The 18,172-nt window shown below is 36.1% G+C and carries 17 protein-coding genes and 1 rRNA gene; 3 read left to right on the top strand and 15 right to left on the bottom strand.

Annotation, left to right across the window (positions count from 1 at the left end):
* Positions 1-12: 12 nt before the first annotated feature.
* The 14 genes from fliF to bioD form a co-directional block, all read right to left on the bottom strand.
* A complete protein-coding gene (gene fliF, locus PHQ93_RS09740) occupies positions 13-1,713 on the bottom strand; it encodes a flagellar basal-body MS-ring/collar protein FliF (protein WP_299943767.1) in 1,701 nt (566 codons plus the stop codon).
* Positions 1,714-1,731: 18 nt separating this feature from the next.
* A complete protein-coding gene (gene hisC / locus PHQ93_RS09735; RefSeq protein ID WP_299943764.1) occupies positions 1,732-2,826 on the bottom strand; it encodes a histidinol-phosphate transaminase in 1,095 nt (364 codons plus the stop codon).
* Entirely contained in the window at positions 2,816-3,907 is a 1,092-nt protein-coding gene (pheA, locus tag PHQ93_RS09730; RefSeq protein ID WP_299943761.1) for a prephenate dehydratase, read from the bottom strand. The genes hisC and pheA overlap by 11 nt, the downstream gene beginning before the upstream one ends.
* Positions 3,904-4,680 carry an HAD-IIA family hydrolase gene (locus PHQ93_RS09725; RefSeq protein ID WP_299943758.1) on the bottom strand — a complete coding sequence of 259 codons (777 nt, stop codon included), beginning with the start codon at positions 4,678-4,680 and terminating at the stop codon, positions 3,904-3,906. The genes pheA and PHQ93_RS09725 overlap by 4 nt, the downstream gene beginning before the upstream one ends.
* Position 4,681: 1 nt before the next feature.
* Positions 4,682-5,893, bottom strand: coding sequence for a diaminopimelate decarboxylase (lysA, locus tag PHQ93_RS09720; protein ID WP_299943755.1), 1,212 nt, complete (start codon positions 5,891-5,893; stop codon positions 4,682-4,684).
* Positions 5,894-5,936: 43 nt separating this feature from the next.
* Positions 5,937-7,034 (bottom strand): LptF/LptG family permease, encoded by a 1,098-nt coding sequence (locus tag PHQ93_RS09715; protein ID WP_299943752.1) that lies wholly within the window; start codon positions 7,032-7,034, stop codon positions 5,937-5,939.
* Between the two features lie 30 nt (positions 7,035-7,064).
* Entirely contained in the window at positions 7,065-7,625 is a 561-nt protein-coding gene (gene pth, locus PHQ93_RS09710; RefSeq protein ID WP_299943858.1) for an aminoacyl-tRNA hydrolase, read from the bottom strand.
* Positions 7,625-8,161, bottom strand: a complete 537-nt coding sequence (locus PHQ93_RS09705) for a 50S ribosomal protein L25/general stress protein Ctc (protein ID WP_299943749.1) — start codon at positions 8,159-8,161, stop codon at positions 7,625-7,627. The genes pth and PHQ93_RS09705 overlap by 1 nt, the downstream gene beginning before the upstream one ends.
* A gap of 79 nt (positions 8,162-8,240) precedes the next feature.
* The gene (locus PHQ93_RS09700) at positions 8,241-9,440 is read right to left on the bottom strand and encodes a type IV pilus twitching motility protein PilT (protein WP_299943746.1); all 1,200 of its coding nucleotides are present in this window, start codon (positions 9,438-9,440) and stop codon (positions 8,241-8,243) included.
* Entirely contained in the window at positions 9,437-10,417 is a 981-nt protein-coding gene (locus PHQ93_RS09695; RefSeq protein ID WP_299943743.1) for a transaldolase, read from the bottom strand. Before PHQ93_RS09695 ends, PHQ93_RS09700 begins: the two co-directional genes overlap by 4 nt.
* 54 nt (positions 10,418-10,471) lie before the next feature.
* Positions 10,472-11,869, bottom strand: coding sequence for an ATP-binding protein (locus PHQ93_RS09690; protein ID WP_299943740.1), 1,398 nt, complete (start codon positions 11,867-11,869; stop codon positions 10,472-10,474).
* A 12-nt stretch (positions 11,870-11,881) separates the two neighbouring features.
* Positions 11,882-12,820: an aminodeoxychorismate synthase component I gene (locus PHQ93_RS09685; protein ID WP_299943737.1), complete on the bottom strand. Its 939-nt coding sequence runs from the start codon at positions 12,818-12,820 to the stop codon at positions 11,882-11,884.
* A complete protein-coding gene (locus PHQ93_RS09680; RefSeq protein WP_299943734.1) occupies positions 12,810-13,685 on the bottom strand; it encodes an aspartate carbamoyltransferase catalytic subunit in 876 nt (291 codons plus the stop codon). Before PHQ93_RS09680 ends, PHQ93_RS09685 begins: the two co-directional genes overlap by 11 nt.
* Before the next feature lie 49 nt (positions 13,686-13,734).
* Complete coding sequence (bioD, locus tag PHQ93_RS09675; protein WP_299943731.1) at positions 13,735-14,382, bottom strand: dethiobiotin synthase; 648 nt, start codon at positions 14,380-14,382, stop codon at positions 13,735-13,737.
* 182 nt (positions 14,383-14,564) lie between these two features.
* On the opposite strand from bioD, the gene PHQ93_RS09670 reads away from it, so the two are divergent.
* Genes PHQ93_RS09670 through aat form a run of 3 tightly spaced genes read left to right on the top strand, consistent with a single transcriptional unit; the run spans position 14,565 to position 17,730 of the window.
* The gene (locus PHQ93_RS09670; protein ID WP_299943728.1) at positions 14,565-14,864 is read left to right on the top strand and encodes an ATP-dependent Clp protease adaptor ClpS; all 300 of its coding nucleotides are present in this window, start codon (positions 14,565-14,567) and stop codon (positions 14,862-14,864) included.
* Positions 14,864-17,041 carry an ATP-dependent Clp protease ATP-binding subunit ClpA gene (gene clpA, locus PHQ93_RS09665; protein WP_299943723.1) on the top strand — a complete coding sequence of 726 codons (2,178 nt, stop codon included), beginning with the start codon at positions 14,864-14,866 and terminating at the stop codon, positions 17,039-17,041. Before PHQ93_RS09670 ends, clpA begins: the two co-directional genes overlap by 1 nt.
* A complete protein-coding gene (aat, locus tag PHQ93_RS09660) occupies positions 17,038-17,730 on the top strand; it encodes a leucyl/phenylalanyl-tRNA--protein transferase (RefSeq protein ID WP_299943720.1) in 693 nt (230 codons plus the stop codon). Before clpA ends, aat begins: the two co-directional genes overlap by 4 nt.
* 54 nt (positions 17,731-17,784) lie before the next feature.
* Here the strand turns inward: aat and rrf are convergent.
* Positions 17,785-17,900 (bottom strand): 5S ribosomal RNA (rrf, locus tag PHQ93_RS09655).
* Positions 17,901-18,172 lie beyond the last annotated feature (272 nt).

Genomic DNA, 18,172 nt, shown 5'->3' with positions numbered 1-18,172 from the left:
TACATTCCTTTTTTACTTAGAAGTTGCATCGAAATCTTCTGTTACTAAGGCTTGCAGAACAAGAGCAACGGCTTCAGGCGATTCTTCAATCATAGCTCGTACTTTTTCAAGAAGAACATCATATTTAAGCTCATCCTCACTAAAGCCTTCTCCGACTCCAAGCTGCTCTTCAACTTTTTTACGCATTAACTGAACTTTTTCCACCAAATCCTCATCTTCATCGTTTCCTATATCTAAAATCGGCTTGCCAAGCTCTTCCTCTTCTTTAGAGACTTCAAGCATTTTTTGTGCAAAAGGAGATATGACTTTCTTGTATAGTATAAAAAGAAGTATAAGCACAAAAATATATTTAAAGAGTCCTGAAAACGGTTCCAAATAGGCTTTGGAAAAGGCAATGGCTTGACTAACTTTCTCTTCTGCCGTATTGATCTCGGCTGTTTTAAATTGTAAATTTTTAACGCTTATCTGATCGCCTCTCTCTTCGCTAATACCGATAGAGCGGCTAACTAACGCAGTTAGAGCCTCCAAATCACTCTCTGAGAGCGGCTCATAATTCAGCTCAGTTGTAGGCTTGCCCTCCGCATCAGCTTTATTCTTATATTTTCCGTCTACTACAACGGCAGCCGTAATTCTTTTGACCCGTGCAAATTCACTCTTTGTTGTCGAGACTGTTTTTCCAACCTCATAATTTGTCGTACCGCTGCTTTTTTCATACTTTTCGTTCGTTTGATTACTTGCTAGACCCTCAACAGGACCTATATTGCTTACTGTTCCCGGAACTCCGCCGACTTCACTCGGACTTTTGCCGTCTCTTTTTTCTTCGCTAACCTGCTCACTTCTAACTACATTTTCAGGGTCAAACTTTTCCGAAGTTGAGTTTTGAATAGAAAAATCATACTCTATAGTAACTTGAGCAACTACTTTTTGCTCTCCGCCGACAAAAGGAGAAACAACTTCTATAATTTTTTTCTGTCTTTTCTTCTCTTCTTTTGTTTTAAAATTCTGCTGAACAGATGATAATTCGCTCATTTGAGCCATCTCATTCTCATCACCCAAAGTTTCGCCGTCACTGTCAATCAATATAACATTCGCCGATGTTAGATTCGGTACTGCGGCAGACACAAGGTTTTTTATTCCTCTGACTTGTTTTGAGGATAACTTTCCGCCCTCCACTAGCTTAAGCATAACGGAAGCTGTGGGAGCCGTCTGTTTTTCAACAAAAAGCGTATCTTTAGGCAGAGCCAAACTTACATTCGCATTCTCTATGGGCGCAAGAGCGCCAATGGTACGAGAAAGCTCGCCTTCTAGGGCTCGAAGATACTTCACATTTTGATCAAAGCTTGTCGCACCGAACTCTTGAGTATTAAAAAGTTCAAAACCGACACCGCTTTTTTTTGGAATTCCTAGTGAGGCAATAGCTATCCGTTCTTTATAAACTACATTTTTAGGAACTTTTATAATATTATTATCTAATATTTCATAAGGTATATTATTTTTTTCTAATTGCTCAATAACTTTTACGGCATCTTCTGAACTTAAAGAATTAAAAAGCACTTCCATCTTGTTGGTTGCTTCTTTTTTAGCCGTATAAACAACCATAAAAATCAAAAATGCAACGATACCGACAATAGCAGCACCTATAATAAGCTTTTGTTGTTTAGTTAGCTTATCATATAAAACAACTAATTGTGAAAAAAGTACCTTAAAATCCATTAACTTCCCATTTTAAAATTATAAGAATTGTGTAACTAACCCAAAAAAACGACTATTTTGTTCTTCTGTACCGACGGTAACCCTGATAGCGTTCATATTGTAACTGCTTAAATCTCTAACTATCATCCCTTTTTGCAACAATAAGTTAGATATCTTAGAAGAATTTTGATTTTGGTTTAAACACAATGTAACAAAATTTGTATAACTGTTTATTATATCTATTTTTTGCTCTTTTGCAAACTCTTCATACCTTTTCATCTGCTCTAAATTAAGAGTAATACTTTTTTGCACAAACTCCTCATCGCTTAGAGCTACGGTTGCCGCTTCAAGAGAGAGCGTAGTAATATTAAAAGGCGGTCTAAGTTTATATAGCTCTTTTATTATTTTTGCATCTGCTACACCGTAACCTACTCTCATTCCGCCAAGCCCGTACGCTTTAGAAAAAGTTCCCAAAAAGATTACATTGTCGAACTCTTTTATCAGTTCTTTTACGACTATCTCTTTTTTAGCATCTTTTGCGATTGCATACTCCATATAAGCGCCGTCAATTACGACTAAAGTATCGCTATCAATCTTTTTTAAAAAATCAAATATTTTCTGCGCATCCAACGCATCTCCCGTTGGGTTGTTCGGTGTGCATATAAATATAATTTCAGGTTTTTGGCTCTTGTACAACTCATAAAACTCATCCATATTATGCTCTTGCGAAGCTGTTCGTATAACCTCTGCGCCTATATGTTTGGCATATATCTCATACATTGCAAAAGTTATACTGTTCATCAATATTTTTGAGCCGGAATGTGCTTTTGCATGGATTAAAAACTCTATTACCTGATCGCTTCCCGAGCCTATAATTATATTTTCATTCTCTACGCCGTATCTGGCACTTAGGGCATTTTTTAGCTGTATCATAGAATCATCCGGATAAAGAGCCATTTTTGATAAAATATTGCCCACTGCCGTTACAACTTTTTGCGAACATCCACAAGGATTCTCGTTTGATGCAAGTTTTACGATATCTTTTGGATCTATTCCAAACTCTCTTACGACTAATTCTATCGGCTTTCCTGCCTCATATGTTTTTATATTTTCTAAATTTTTGTTAAACTTCACTATTTTCACCTTTTGCGTAACTTCCTAACCAAGTTACCTCTCCCTTATGTTTTTGTAATACTTTTTGAAATTTTTCATCATCGATATGCCCATAAAAATCTATAAAGAACCAATAGTCAAACCCGCCCTTATTTTTTGAAGGTCGAGACTCTATTTTTGAAAGATTTATATTTTGTTCATCAAAATCCTGCAGAAAATGAACAAGCGAACCGGCTTTCACGGAATCTTTGAGTCTTACCAAAATAGAAGTTTTATCATCTTGGCTTTTTTCATTTTTAAAGTCACTTAGTATGACGAATCTCGTTTGAGAACCTATATCGTCTTCTACATGGTCAAACATAGTCGGTATACTATACAACTTTGCTGCGATATGACTGCAAATTGCGGCTGAATTTGGATTTTGGGCTGCCAAAATAGCCGCTTTTGCAGTAGACTCTACGGGAATTTGCTCGACATTAACAAGATTATGTTCTTGAAGAAACTCCCTGCACTGCCCAAACCCTTTATCTTTTGAGTAAATTTTAGTTATTTGACTAAGTTTTTTTGCTTTTGTGGCGAATGACATATGAATCGGCATATAAAGCTCTGCTACAATCTTTACGGAACTTTTTGCAAGCAAATCAAGCGTTTCTCCGACTACTCCGTCTCTTGAATTCTCAATCGGAACGACACCGAATTTAGCTCTTTTTGCCTCAAGCGTTTTAAAAACGGAGTGAATAGAACCAAGAGAGAGATAATCACTCATAGCTCCGAAACGACTCTCTGCCGCTTGGTGCGTAAAACTTCCCTCAGGACCGAGATATGCTATGCGCTCAGGAAGTTCTAAATTTCTTGAAACTGCAAAAATCTCTAAAAATATAGCTTCGATTGCACTTGCGTTTAACATCCCTTGCTGATCAATGCTATGTTGGGTCAATCTTTGAATAATCGCCTTTTCTCTCTCAGGTCTATAGATTGCGCCGCCGCTGCTGTTTTTTATCTCGCCTACGCGTTTGACGATTATCATTCTTTTATTAAGAAGTTCTAATATCTCATTATCAATAGCATCAATAGCAACCCTGCAATCATCTAAAGTTTTCATAAAGCCTCCAAGATTTCTTGCATATCTGCATACACATAGTCAGGTCTTAACTGCGGTTTTAGGAATGGAACTATCTCGTCGGCACTCTTGTACTTTCCGCTTGTTACAAAAATCGTCTTCATACCCATCTCTTTTGCTCCGCCTAAATCGCCTTTTACATCATCGCTAATAATGGTTATATCGCTAAATTTAGCACTGCTGTTTTGTTTTTTGATTACTTCTAAAGCTTCATTATAAAATGCCGTACTTGGTTTTCCGACCACATCATAACCGCAAGATGTTGCGAATTCAAGCATTTTTAAAATCGCTCCCACACCCGGATATCTTTTAGAGTTTTTGGCATATATAGAAGTTTCATGCATTCCGACTAAGCCTGCACCGCCAAGTAAAAAATCTATGATTTGAGCAAACTCATCCGAAGTAAAATTCTCTTTTATAGAAATTAACACTGTTTTAGGATTTTCATAATTAAAAACATACCCCATTTTTAACAAAATATCCAAAAACTCATCTGAACCGTAAGCGGCAACACTATCTTTTTCCACACGAGACTCTAAAGTCATTAAAGGATCTAAATATGCGCCAAAATCAAAATTAAACCCAAGAGACTTTAAAAAATTGTAAAAGTCAATCGATGTTTTTTTAGTACTGTTTGTAATAATCACATATGGAATTTTTTTCTTATTTAGCATATCTATAAACTTTATGCTCCCGCGAATCGGGGATTTATCGGTATCGCTAATCAAAGTACCCTGAACATCAATAAAATACATCTTAGTTTTCCAAAAATTCTTTCTCTAAGGCAATCAAGTCTTCAAACTCTTCTCTTCTTCGAATAAGTCTTGCTTCGCCGCCCTTTATTGCAACTTCGGCGCTTCTTCCTCTTGTATTGTAGTTACTGCCCATTCCAAATCCGTATGCTCCGGCACTGTGAATTACAAGTAAATCATTATGCTCTAAAATCGGTAATAAATAATTTTTTGCAAAAAAGTCACCGCTCTCGCAAACAGGACCGACTACATCAGCTTCACTCGTCTCTGTTTTGCTTTGCGTTATTGCTTCAATTCTGTGATATGCTTTATATAAACTCGGGCGCAGCAAGTCATTCATCGCGCCGTCTACGACAACAAATCTTTTTTCGCCGTTTTGTTTTTCATACAGAACTTTAGTTAAAAAATATCCGCCGTTTGCAGTCAAAAATCTTCCCGGTTCACAAATAACCGTTAGATCTAAACCTTTTAGCGTAGAGAGTATCGCTTGAGCATAATCATACGGCTTTATAGTCGTCTCATCTTTATACTTAACGCCCAAACCTCCGCCTATATCAAAAAATTTCAACTCTATTTTTATGTTTGAGAGAGAACGAACTAAATCGGCAACAATCTCGGCAGACTCATAAATCGGTTTAAGTTCAGTTAGCTGAGAGCCTATATGAAAATGGATTCCTACCGGATCTAAATGCTCCGAGTTATTCGCACGGATGTACATTCTTTTTGCAGTATCAATCTCAACTCCAAATTTATTGTCATGCAAACCTGTTGAGATATACGGGTGAGTCAAAGGGTCGATGTTTGGATTTACTCTTATGCTTATTCTGCATTTAGCTTTTAGCTCTTTTGCGATAAGCTCTACACGACCCAGTTCTGCTTCGCTCTCAACATTGATATATAAAATATCTCTCTCTATCGCTTCTCTAATCTCATCATCACTCTTTCCGACACCGGAAAAAATAATCTTATAGCTTGGAATTCCAGCTAAAAAAGCACGGCGTACCTCACCGATGGAGACACAATCGGCTCCGCTTCCCAGACTTGCAAAATGCTTAATAATACTAAGATTTGAGTTTGATTTTATGGCATATGCCATAATGGATTTTCTTCCCTTAAAAGCCTCTTTTAACTCTTCATATTGCTTTGTCATGTAGTCTAAATCGTATATATAAAGCGGTGTTTTATATGTAGATGCCAATTCTTTAAAATTAATCATAAATATCCCAACTATTTTTTAAATCATTCTATCAAAAAAGTACTTATATTTTTGTTATAAAACCTCTTGCATCGAATTCTCTGCAATACTTCTTCCACTGCCTCAAAGCAACCAAAAAGAGTATAAAAACAGGAATAAATATACCGACTTCACTCGGTATTGCTTTATTGCTAGAGAGTTCAATCAATGTAAAAAGAAGTGCCCATACGACAAGTGATGAGATGATAGCTCCAAAACTAAATAACGAAACATTTAAAAATCTAACACTTATGGGAACAAAGAAGAAGATAATAACAATTAAAATAGGCACAAAAAACGGATAAACAAATATTTTATACAAAGAACTCTTCACGACATCCGTGTTAATTTTCTGTTCCTTTAAAAGTATATACGCATCAATCGCATCTTTTATCGTAAAGTTGACTTTACCCTCATAAACTTGATCTAGCATTTTGGGTCTAAAACCCTCAAGAATTTTCAAGTTTTTATGCTCATCCACTTTTATCCCAAGTGAATCAAAATTAATATCATCAGGCTTGGTAATAATATCGGCTCTATCAATTTGCCATGCATCATTTCTGTACAGAGCTCTTGAAGCTATTAAAACTTCTTTTAGGGAGTTGTTGTCAAAACTAAATACTCTTATATCTTCAGCGCTCTCTTGCAGGGGCAGCATCTTTGAAAAATATACAAATTTATCTTTATATGTGAAAAAGAGATCTCGCGTAGGACTAAGATATTGTGCATTTTTACGAATATTTTTAGCAAACTCGTCGGCTCTTGCAAAATTTGAGATTGAGTGCAGTGATATAAAAAGCATAATAACAATAGTCGATACTACGACAAACGGTTTAAGAATATCGGCTCTTGAGTAACCAAGTGAGTAAAACGAGACAAGTGCATTGGAGCGGATTAATAATATTTTTGTGCTTATCATTGCAAAAACAAGTGAAATAGGAAGCAGCATATCAACGGCGTAAAAAGTTTTATAAACTAAATATATAATAAATAGGTTTGCGGAAATATCTGATTTTTCTGCATTCCCCATATAATCAAACCCGACCAAAAACAGGACAAGCGCCGACAATATAATAGCGAAATATTTAATATAGTGAAAAGAGATATATTTAAAAGCTAACATATATTAGATATCCCGCTAAGAAGTTTGATGCTATTTTAGCTGAAAATTTTTAATTGTGTGTTTAGTACTAACATCTTCTAGTGAATTAGTTAACAAACACTCAACTGCTTCACATGTAGCCAAAATCCACTCTTTAAGATATCCTTGCTCATTTTTACCAAAATCACTCAAAACATAAGAAGCAACCTCTCCTTTATGCTCAGGTTTTCCTATACCCATTCTAACTCTAATATACTCTTTTGAAATATTTTCATCTGTAGATTTAAGCCCGTTATGTCCGCCGTGTCCGCCGCCTCTTTTAAAGCGAAGCGTTCCAAACGGCAAATCCAAATCATCATGTATTACAACTACCTCATCAATTTTATAGAACTTTTTTACGGCTCCTATGGCAATTCCTGAGAGGTTCATAAATGTAAGCGGTTTTAATAAAAAATGATTTGAAAATTTGAAGAGTTCGCCGTTAAATGAAGACGAAGAGAGTTTTTGCGCATTTTGTCGTTTAACAAGCTCGTCAATAACCATAAAACCTATGTTATGACGAGTGTGCTCATAATTCGGACCAGGATTTCCCAGACCGACTATTAACATAATTACTTAGCTTTAATTATACTTAGTACAGATACGCGATCAGCATCTGTGAATGTAACATTGTCAATTCTTGCAATGTCACGAACAAGCATAGAATCACCGACATCCATTTTCGCAATATCTACATTGATGCTATTTGGAACATTCTCGATAGTAGCTTTAACTCTTAAACGAGATTTTGAAAGGTTTACAAGACCTTTGTTTTTAAGACCGATTGCATCACCATGTGGAACAACAGGAACATGATAATGAGTTAAAACACCAGATTGTGCTACCATTAAATCTACATGTAAAAGCTTGCCTGTTAACGGATGTGCTTCATATGATTGAACAACAACATTCATCTCTTTTGCGCCTACTTTAATAGGAAACGCCAAAGTATCTTTGTTGCGAACAGTACGGATATACTCATTGTCTTTAAATGCAGCGTGAATATTTTCAAGCCCTTTTCCGTAAATGTTTGCAATTAGATAACCATCACGGCGAAGCGCCTTCGTGCCTTTTTTGCCAATACTCTCTCTAATAATGCCTTCTAACATATTAAATCCTTAATAAAAAATGTTTGGAATTATACCCATTTAAGCTTTAAGCACGGTTAAACATGGCATATACTAAAGGCTATTTTAAATCAAATACATCATCTTGCGTTGTCGTCTCCTCTTTAGCGTTCTTCTCCGTCTTATTAATAAAATCTGCAGCTTTTCCGCTATTTAAACCGCTCATTCTAAGCTCCAAATCGGATGCGCTTGTCGCATAATCTTTTGCTTTTTCCTTCGTGATTATTCCTTGATTATATATATCTAAAATATGTTGATCAAAACTTTGCGATTTATAGTGTTCTCGACCTTTTTCTATCGCTTCGCGAATCTCGTAATCTCTATTTTCCAGTATCAATTTCTCAATCGTAGGAGTTTTTACAAGTATCTCCATTGCCGCAACTCGTTTGTCATCTACCGTAGGAATCAGCCTTTGAGAGACAACCCCCTTTAGTACACTAGCCAATGAGAGGCGAACACGATTTTGCTCCTCATTTGGAAATATAGCTATGATACGGTTTATCGTCTCTTTTGCGTCTATCGTATGCAGTGTTGAAAAAACCAAATGTCCCGTATCTGCCGCATGAAGTGCCAACTCAACCGTTTCGCGATCTCTCATCTCTCCGACAAGTATGATATCGGGATCTTCACGCAGAGCCGCTCTTAAAGCTCTCTCAAAAGAAATCGTATCTTGCCCGACAGAGCGCTGATTTATTACACATCCCTTGTCTTTATGCACAAACTCGATAGGATCCTCAATGGTTATAATATGTTTTTTATCCATCACATTTATCTCATTTACCATAGCAGCAAGAGTGGTTGATTTTCCGCTACCCGTTGCTCCCGTAACAAGAACAAGTCCTCGTCCCTCTTTTGTCAAAGTTCTTACAACTTCAGGATAGTTCATTTGATCAATCGTCGGTATCTTCATGGGAATAACACGAAATACGAAAGAGGGACCGTCTGTTTGAAAGAAAATATTTACACGAAAACGATTACTCTCGTCAAATTGATAAACCAAGTCGATATCTTTATTTTCCGTAAATTCGGAATATCTGCCTCTTAATATCTCTTTTGCTAAAGTCATAGCATCCTCATGAGAAAATATACTTCCCGAAAACGGAATTATCGTACCGTTTATCCTTGCGCGGATTACGCCATTAGCTTTGACATGCAAGTCGCTTCCACCGTTTTCGATGAGTTTTTTAAGATACTCTCTGATTTTTTTTAACTGCTCAAACGTTAATTTACTTATATCTACTTCATTTTTACCGTCACTCATAACGACTCCAATATATCTTTAAATGCATCTTTAAAAGATTTCAACCCATCCGCTATCTGCTTATCCAAGACGGTATCAAAATCTATACCTAAACCCTTAACCTTTTCAAAGTGCTCCTCTATAGTTTGAGCCGAAACCGGCAGAGCACTTACTTTGGCTCCATTTGAATGAAAAGCCTTTATGGTCTCTACCGGTGCCGTATTTACACTATTATATGCCAAAAGTTTTTCTATATAGTAGTGCGGAGGCAGTGAATCATCTTTTACACCCGTACTTGCAAAAAGCACTCTGCACCCATCAACCCCCATCCTCTGGATCTCTGCATAGATATCGGCACTGTTATATATTCCGCTAAGTGCCGCATCCACACCTCCTCTAATCAACGCTTCATCCAAAGCTCTATCGACTCGGCTCACAAAAACGCTTATTACTGTATCAACTTTTTCTCCATATTTTGCCGTGCCCTCCCTAAAAGCTTCTGCGCATGATACCGCCTGCTCTTTTTTAAATATAAGCGTCGCATTAACCGGTATTCCCTTAGCGGTAAGTTCACGCATAGCCGTATATCCTGCCTCCGTTGCAGGAACTTTTATCATAACATTTTTACGGTTTATCTCAAAAAACAGCCTCTCTCCCTCTGCAACGGTTGCATCGGCATCATCGCAAAGATAGGGATCTACCTCTATGCTTACATATCCGTCATCGCATTTATCATAAAGCGGTTTTAATATATCTGCTGCTTTTCGTATATCATGTATCGCTAGAGCTTCATATTTCTCTTTCGGAGTCAAAGAAGCAAGAGTGGATAGCTGCTCTTTATATGCATTTGAGCTTAGTATCGCATTTTTAAAAATCGCAGGATTAGAAGTCGCACCGTTAATAATTTTACTATTAATTAACTCTTTAAACTCGTTATCTAAGTAATCCCTCTCAATAAAATCAGCCCACAAAGAGAACTTCAAATCTTTTAAATACATCTACAAACCCTCGTTTTTGATAAATTATATCCCAAAAATTACCAATTTATATCGTTAACCTATATTTTTTGGAATTTTTACGATAAAGGTAGAGCCGTTTTGGGAAGTCTCTACCTCAATCTCACCACCGAATTGTTTTTGAACAATCATCTGGCTCATATACAGCCCAAGTCCGGTTCCGTTTTTTCCTTTAGTGCTAAAATATGGCTCAAACAGATGCGATAAATGTTCACTATTTATACCTCCTGCATTGTCTTGTACGTATATCAAAACTTTATTTCCGACTACTTTGACACTTAACGCTATAAACGGATTTTTAACATTGAGATCATTATGCGCATCTATTGCATTGTTTAAAATATTTAATATAACTTGAACAAGCTCATTTATATATATTTTTACATGTATATCTGTGAGCTTATTTACTGATATTCTTATTTTTTTGTCATTTATCCTCGATATGGCAAAATTGACCGCTCTTTGAAGCAACTCATGAATTTCAATATCAACTATCTCCTTATCCGGACGAAAATAGGTCTGAAAATCATCGATGGTATCGGAGAGATAAACAATAGTATCGCTTATATTGCTTAACGCTTTATCAATATCTTGGTCGCTTCTATCTTTGCCAAGCAGCTGCTTAAACTGCAAGTTTGCTATTTGAAGCGTAACCGTAGAGAGCGGTTGCCTCCACTGATGTGCTATCATGCTTATCATCTCACCCATCACTGCCTGTTTTGATTGGGTTTGCAGTATTTGGTCTTTGCTTTTTAACTCTTCTAGTTTTTGCTCAACTTTAAGCTCTAATGATTCGTTTAGTTTGATCAACTCGGTTGTTTTTTCTTTTACCTGCTTTTCAAGTTCTAAATTAAAATCTCTCAGCATATTTTGCTGTTCTAAAATAATATTTCTGGCTTCATCTATTTTTCTCTGATAAAAGTAGATAATTATGCTGATTATGATTAAAACAAATGAGATATATGTAACCTGATACATAGAGTATTTAATAGGTATAAAATTTTGCAACGGTGCGATTATGAGCATAAAAATAATGAATATAAACCAGTAAATTGCATGTATAGTTTTTTGAAAATAAAGAAGTATTATCGGATAGGTAAATATCCAGAGATGTTTTAAGTCATTCGGTTCACCGATATAGATAAGAAAAAGAAACAAAAAAGTGTATTGAAGGGTCATGATTATGGCAAAATATTCGAAAAAATTACGATATTTTCTCAAAGCAAAAAATATAACAAAGTTCATACATAAAAGGGCGACCTCTATCGGTATAAACCCCGATATATCTCTTATATAGTTTCCGATAATTCCGTAAATAAGTCCGCCGGCAGAGAGCAAAATACCGATATTTACCATCTGGTATCTATTTTTTAAATACTGCTCTGATTCGTCAAATATCCATCCGCTTGTAAAAAAACCGTCTATTTTAAACATAAACTACACCTTTTATGGTAAGTAAACTTTATCTAAAAGCTCATTATATTCGCTTTGTGCATCACTGTCTAAAGTTATACCGCCGCCGCTTTTGTAGATATAACCCTCTTTTGAATTTTGCACAAATCTTATCATTACCGCACTATCGAGTGTTTTACCGTCATAGATGCCGAAAACTCCGCTGAAATATCCGCGTTCATAATTTTCAACTTCACTTATTATATCCAAAGTACTCTTTTTTGGCGCACCGCTTATGCTTCCCGCCGGAAGAAGTGCCTTTAATATATCACCTATCCTCTCATGCCAATCATCTCCGATATCTCCGCTTATATGAGAGCTTACATGCAGAAGTTTTTTTTCACCCGCTTCTATCTCGGTGATATATCTAAATTTTTCTACTTTTACATTTTTTGCAACGATTGAGAGGTCGTTTCTAAGCAAATCGACAACCATAACATGTTCTGCCGTCTCTTTTTGGTTGTTTAAGATACTCTCTTTTGCGTTAGGAATCGATGCGTCAATAGTACCTTTCATCGGAAATGTGGAGATTTTAGAATCTTTTATTTGAATAAATTTTTCAGGTGAGAAACAGACAAATTCATCTTTGTATCTTAACTTATAGTGAGCATTGGCACACTCAAATATCTCTTTTAGGGTTAACGGAGTTTTTATAGATGTAGGCTGTGTAAGATTTAAAAGATAGGTGTCACCGGCTTTTATCTTCTCTATGACAAAATCAAACTTTTTTTTATACTCGCTAAAAGAGAGTGCATATTTATCTAAAAAATCTTCATGAGTTTTAAGATGATAATCTTCATCTATGCAAAATTCGATATCGTTTGCTTCAAGCTCGCACAAAGCAGATACTATGATATTTTGAGCCTTAAAATCGACTATAAATAAAAAAGCCTCCCTTTTTGCACCAAAAGAGTTTAAATCATCAAATGTCATTAATCAATTTTTTAAGCACAGCCATTCTAATTGCAACGCCGTTTGAGACTTGCTCTAAAACTTTACATCTCTTATCTGCCAAGAGTGCATCGCAAATATCAATATTTCTATGAACGGGTCCGGGATGAAGAAGAATTATATCCCTATCCCCTACAACTTCCGAGGTTATGCAGAAGTCGCTTGCGTAATCTTTGAGCGATGCGTAAGTTTGCGAAGAGTGTCTCTCCGTTTGAGTTCTAAGACTCATGATGACATCAACTTCATCAATTATCTCATTTATATAGTGAGTCGTTCTTAAATCTGTTTTTGGTAAAAATTGCGGAGGGGCTACTAAAATAACCTCCATACCGAATCTGCCGAGAAGTTCAATATTTGAGTTTGCAACTCTTGAATTTTTTATATCTCCGACTATTGCTATTTTTTTTCCTTTAATATCTCCAAAATGTTTTTTAAGAGTAAAAAGATCTAAAAGCGCTTGCGTCGGATGAGCATGGGCACCGTCTCCGGCATTTATTATAGAAGCTTTCGTATGATTTGAGAGAATTTTGGGCACACCCGAATTTTGATGTCGCACTATGATGGCATGAGGACCCATCGCGTCGAGATTCATAGCGGTATCGACTAGCGTTTCGCCTTTTTTTGTAGAGCTGTTTGCAACATCAAGATGAACAATCTCAGCGCCCAGCCTCTTTGCGGCTATCTCAAAAGAACTTCTAGTTCTTGTCGAGTTTTCAAAAAAGAGCGTAATTATGATTTTATCTTTTAAAATCCTATCAAATCTGCCGTCGCTAAAAAGCTTTGCATCCTCTAAAATCGACTCTATCTCTGAAGTCGTAAAATCATCCGTACGAATTAAATGTTTCATTTTTCCCTTAAGCTCGTCATTCCGTACTTGATACGGAATCTAATTTATTTCATAGATTATACAAGACATCACATATTTTTTCAATATCACGACCGACTTTTAACACCTCAAAACCTGTTTTTAAAAAATACGGCTCCGAAATTTGAGAAAAACTCTCATCATCCTCTCTGCAGTTAAAAGCTACCGCATATGATATATTTTTATCTTCAAGGGCTTTTTTGCTTAAAAGCGTATCGTTTATGCAGCCAAGGGAGCAGTGCGTAACCAAAAGTGCGGAAGCTTTAAAATATTTTATCAAATCAATCATCATATAATTTTCATCAATAGGCACATAAAGCCCGCCTGCCCCCTCAATGATAACAATATCGCAAGAAGCTTCCATCTCCTCAATCTTATTTTGGATTTTTTTTAAATCAAGAGGAGTGTTGTTTGATGCCACAAACGGAGCCGTTGCCGCCTCATAGGTAATCGGGACGATATCTTCAACCTCCAAGTGCCACAACTTTGGATTTAATTTTTTTATAAGCTCTAAAAGCTCCTCTCCATCCGTCGCATATCCATCCAAAACTCCCGTCTCAATCGGCTTTATAACTCCAACGCTAAAACCACGCGAAGCAAACTCTTTTAATAATAATTTAGTTGTATAAGTCTTACCGATGTTTGTATTTGTAGCGGTCACAAAAATTCGTTTTGTCATAGTTATCTCATCTTATTGCTATTTTATAAAGCAATTGTATCGAAATCGAAAATAGTTTACGGCTCAAAATAATTTACTCAACCTAAATTCACAGCTTACATAAGCTCATTTTTTATTTTACTACAATTATCTCAATTTGGCTATAATTTTTAACTATCAAAGATAATTATTGCAGGAATATTATGGCAACAAATACGGAATTAGAAACTATCAACGAGATATCGCTCAAATATCCTAAAAAATACAAAGTATTGATTTTAAATGACGACTATACTTCTATGGAGTTTGTTATAGATGTTTTAATGAGCATATTTCATAAAAGCTTTTTAGAAGCCGAAGCTATAATGCTTGAGGTGCATAAAAAAGATAAAGGTGTGTGCGGGGTATATACATATGAAATTGCAGAAACCAAAGTAGCTCAAGTTCATAAAAAAGCCAGAGACAACGGTTTTCCGCTAAGAGCCGAAATGGAGGAAGAGTAATGATTAGCTACTCGCTAAATGAGGTTTTTCAAAAATCAATTATCTATGCAAAAGAGCTAAAACATGAGTATATCACTATCGAACATGTATTTTATCAACTTTTAAACTCTCCCGAGGGTGCAAAAATCATCTTTACATGCGGCGGTGATGTTGCAAAAATGAAAGAGCTTATAAAAAATTATATATACTCAAACATCGGCACACTGCCGCAAAATGTAAACGAGGAGCCTTTTGAGAGCGTTGCACTTTCTAGGCTGATAGATAGAATGATAAAACATATCCAAAGTTCCGGACAACAGAGCGCCGACATAGGCGATTTGCTTGTTGCTATCTATGATGAAGTAAACTCGTTTGCCTATATGCTGCTAAATGAGTATCATATTTCAAGGCTTGATATATTAGAAACTATCTCGCATAACGAGGAACCAAAAAGCGATAACGCAAAAGAATCTTATCTGCAAAAATACTCTATAAACCTTCTTCAAAAAGCAAAAGAGGGGAAAATTGACCCCGTAATCGGACGGGATGAAGAGATACAAAGAGTTATTCAGATTTTATGCCGCAGAAAGAAAAACAACCCTATTTTAGTCGGAGAAGCCGGAGTCGGAAAAACGGCTATTGCAGAAGGGTTAGCACTAAATATAGTCGCGCATAAAGTTCCTCCCATCATACAAAACAGTGAGCTTTTTGCACTTGATTTGGGCGCAATGCTAGCCGGCACAAAATATAGAGGGGATTTTGAAAAGCGGCTAAAAGGTATTATGGATGAGCTAAAATCAATTCCAAACGCTATTCTTTTCATCGATGAGATTCATACTTTAATCGGTGCGGGATCAACAAGCGGAACCATGGACGCAGCAAATCAGCTAAAGCCGGCTTTAGCTTCGGGTGAGCTAAAATGCATGGGTGCCACAACATTTGCAGAGTATAGAAACGGTTTTGAAAAAGATAAAGCACTAAGCAGAAGATTCTCTAAAGTTGACATAAACGAGCCATCAGTTACAACAACTTACAAAATTTTAAAAGGGTTAAAGAGCAAATATGAAGAGCATCATGATGTAACATTTACCGATAAAGCTCTAAAAACTGCCATTGATCTATCTAAAAGATATATTACCGACAAATTCTTGCCGGACAAAGCAATTGACCTAATAGATGAAACTGCCGCATCATTTCATCTAAAAAACAAGAAAAAAAGAGTAGTCAAGTCATACGATATTGAAAATACTATTTCAAAAATAGTAGGTATCTCAAGCTCAAAAGTAACCAAAGACGAAACACTCTCTCTAGTAAATTTAGAAGAAAATCTACGGAAAAAGGTAATCGGGCAAGACAAAGCAGTTGCAGAGGTAGCAAAAGCCATAAAAATTTCTAAAGCCGGACTAACGCCCGAGAACAAGCCTATTGCTTCCTTCTTATTTTCAGGACCTACGGGTGTAGGCAAAACGGAACTAGCACTTTCTCTTAGCCAAATATTGGGCGTTAATTTTGAGAGATTTGATATGAGCGAATATATGGAAAAACATGCTCTTAGCCGCCTTATCGGCGCACCTCCTGGTTATGTCGGGTATGAACAGGGCGGTTTGCTTACTGAAGCGATAAAAAGACATCCTTACACGGTTTTACTACTAGACGAGATAGAAAAAGCGCACCCTGATTTGGTAAATATTTTACTTCAGATTATGGACAATGCCACTCTTACGGACAACAACGGCTATAAAGCTAATTTTCAAAATGTTATACTTATTATGACATCAAACATCGGTGCAACTGCCAGAAGCGTAATGGGGTTCAATAAAGACAGCTCACTATCAAAAAATGAGGAGTTAAAACTATTTTTTACACCTGAGTTTAGAAATAGATTAAGTGCAATAGTAGAGTTCAAACAACTAGATAGCGAAGTTGTAAAAAATATTGTAAATAAATTTATAGATGAACTAAACAGTGAGCTAAAAAAGAAAAAAATCACTGTCACTTTATCTCCAAAAGCCGTAGAGTTTATAGCCCAGAGTTCATACTCTGCAGAGATGGGTGCCAGACCGATAAAAAGATATATTGGGGACAATATAACAAATAAACTAAGTGATGAAATTCTATTTGGAAAACTAAAAAACGGTGGAAGTGTAGAAGTTTTATATGAAGAAGAGTTGATTTTAAATTTCAAAGAACCTGCTTGAATATACCAAGACTAAATAAATATAACTTAACATTTCCAAATCCAAACGATGCCAATGAAGACGGTATCGTTGCGTGGGGAGGCGATTTAAATCCCTCTAGGCTCATTAATGCATATCAAAATGGGATTTTCCCTTGGTATGGCAAAAATGACCCGATTATTTGGTGGTCTACTAACCCAAGACTGATTATGGAACTAGATGATTTTAAACTAAGCCGTTCACTGAAAAAAAATATGAAAAATTTTGAATATAAGTTTGATGCTAATTTTAAAGAGGTTATAAAACAGTGCAGCAGCATAAAAAGAGAAAAACAAAACGGAACTTGGATACAAGATGATATTATTGAGGCTTACTCTTCTTTGCATGATATGGGCATAGCACACAGTGTCGAGAGTTATTTTGACGGTAAATTAGTAGGTGGACTATACGGTGTTGCAGTAGGCAGGGTTTTTTGCGGAGAGTCTATGTTTTCCCTTGTAAGCGATGCTTCAAAATCTGCTTATGCCATACTAATAAAACATCTAAAATTTTGGGGATATGATTTCATTGATTGTCAAGTACCGACAAATCATCTAAAAAGTTTAGGTGCAAAAGAAGTAACAAAAGAATATTTTTTGAATAGACTTTATAAAGTAAATATGCCAAATATAAAACATAAATGGGAAATAGAAGATTTTCTGATAAATTAAATATTGATAAGTTAATAATTTGATTGTGATTTGTTAAGTAAGAAGAAATGATCAACTAGGCAGCGACCTACGTTCCCAACCCTGCAAGGATCAGTATTATCAGCGATGAGAGGCTTAGCTTCTGGGTTCGGAATGGAGCCAGGCGTTTCCCTCTCTCTATAGCCACCTAGACAGACCATATATAAAGACACGGCAAAGGAAGTAATTCCTTTACCTACGCTAACGCTAAGTTTGACTCAGCGTCAGGCTCACGCTCAGTAAACCGAGCTTATTGTGCCCTCATATATAATCTGTAAAGATTAGAGAAGATTCTCATTGTTAAAGTCAACATAACTAAATAACTACTACAGGATACTTATACACTAAGTAAGGTAGTGAACTTGAAATGAAACCTAAGTTTCTAAAAAAAAGACAAACGTACTATTAGTACTGGTCAGCTAAA

The organism is Sulfurimonas sp., assembly GCF_028714975.1.
In the GTDB taxonomy this organism is placed as follows: Bacteria; Campylobacterota; Campylobacteria; order Campylobacterales; family Sulfurimonadaceae; genus Sulfurimonas.
This window is presented reverse-complemented; position numbering and strand designations above follow the sequence as displayed.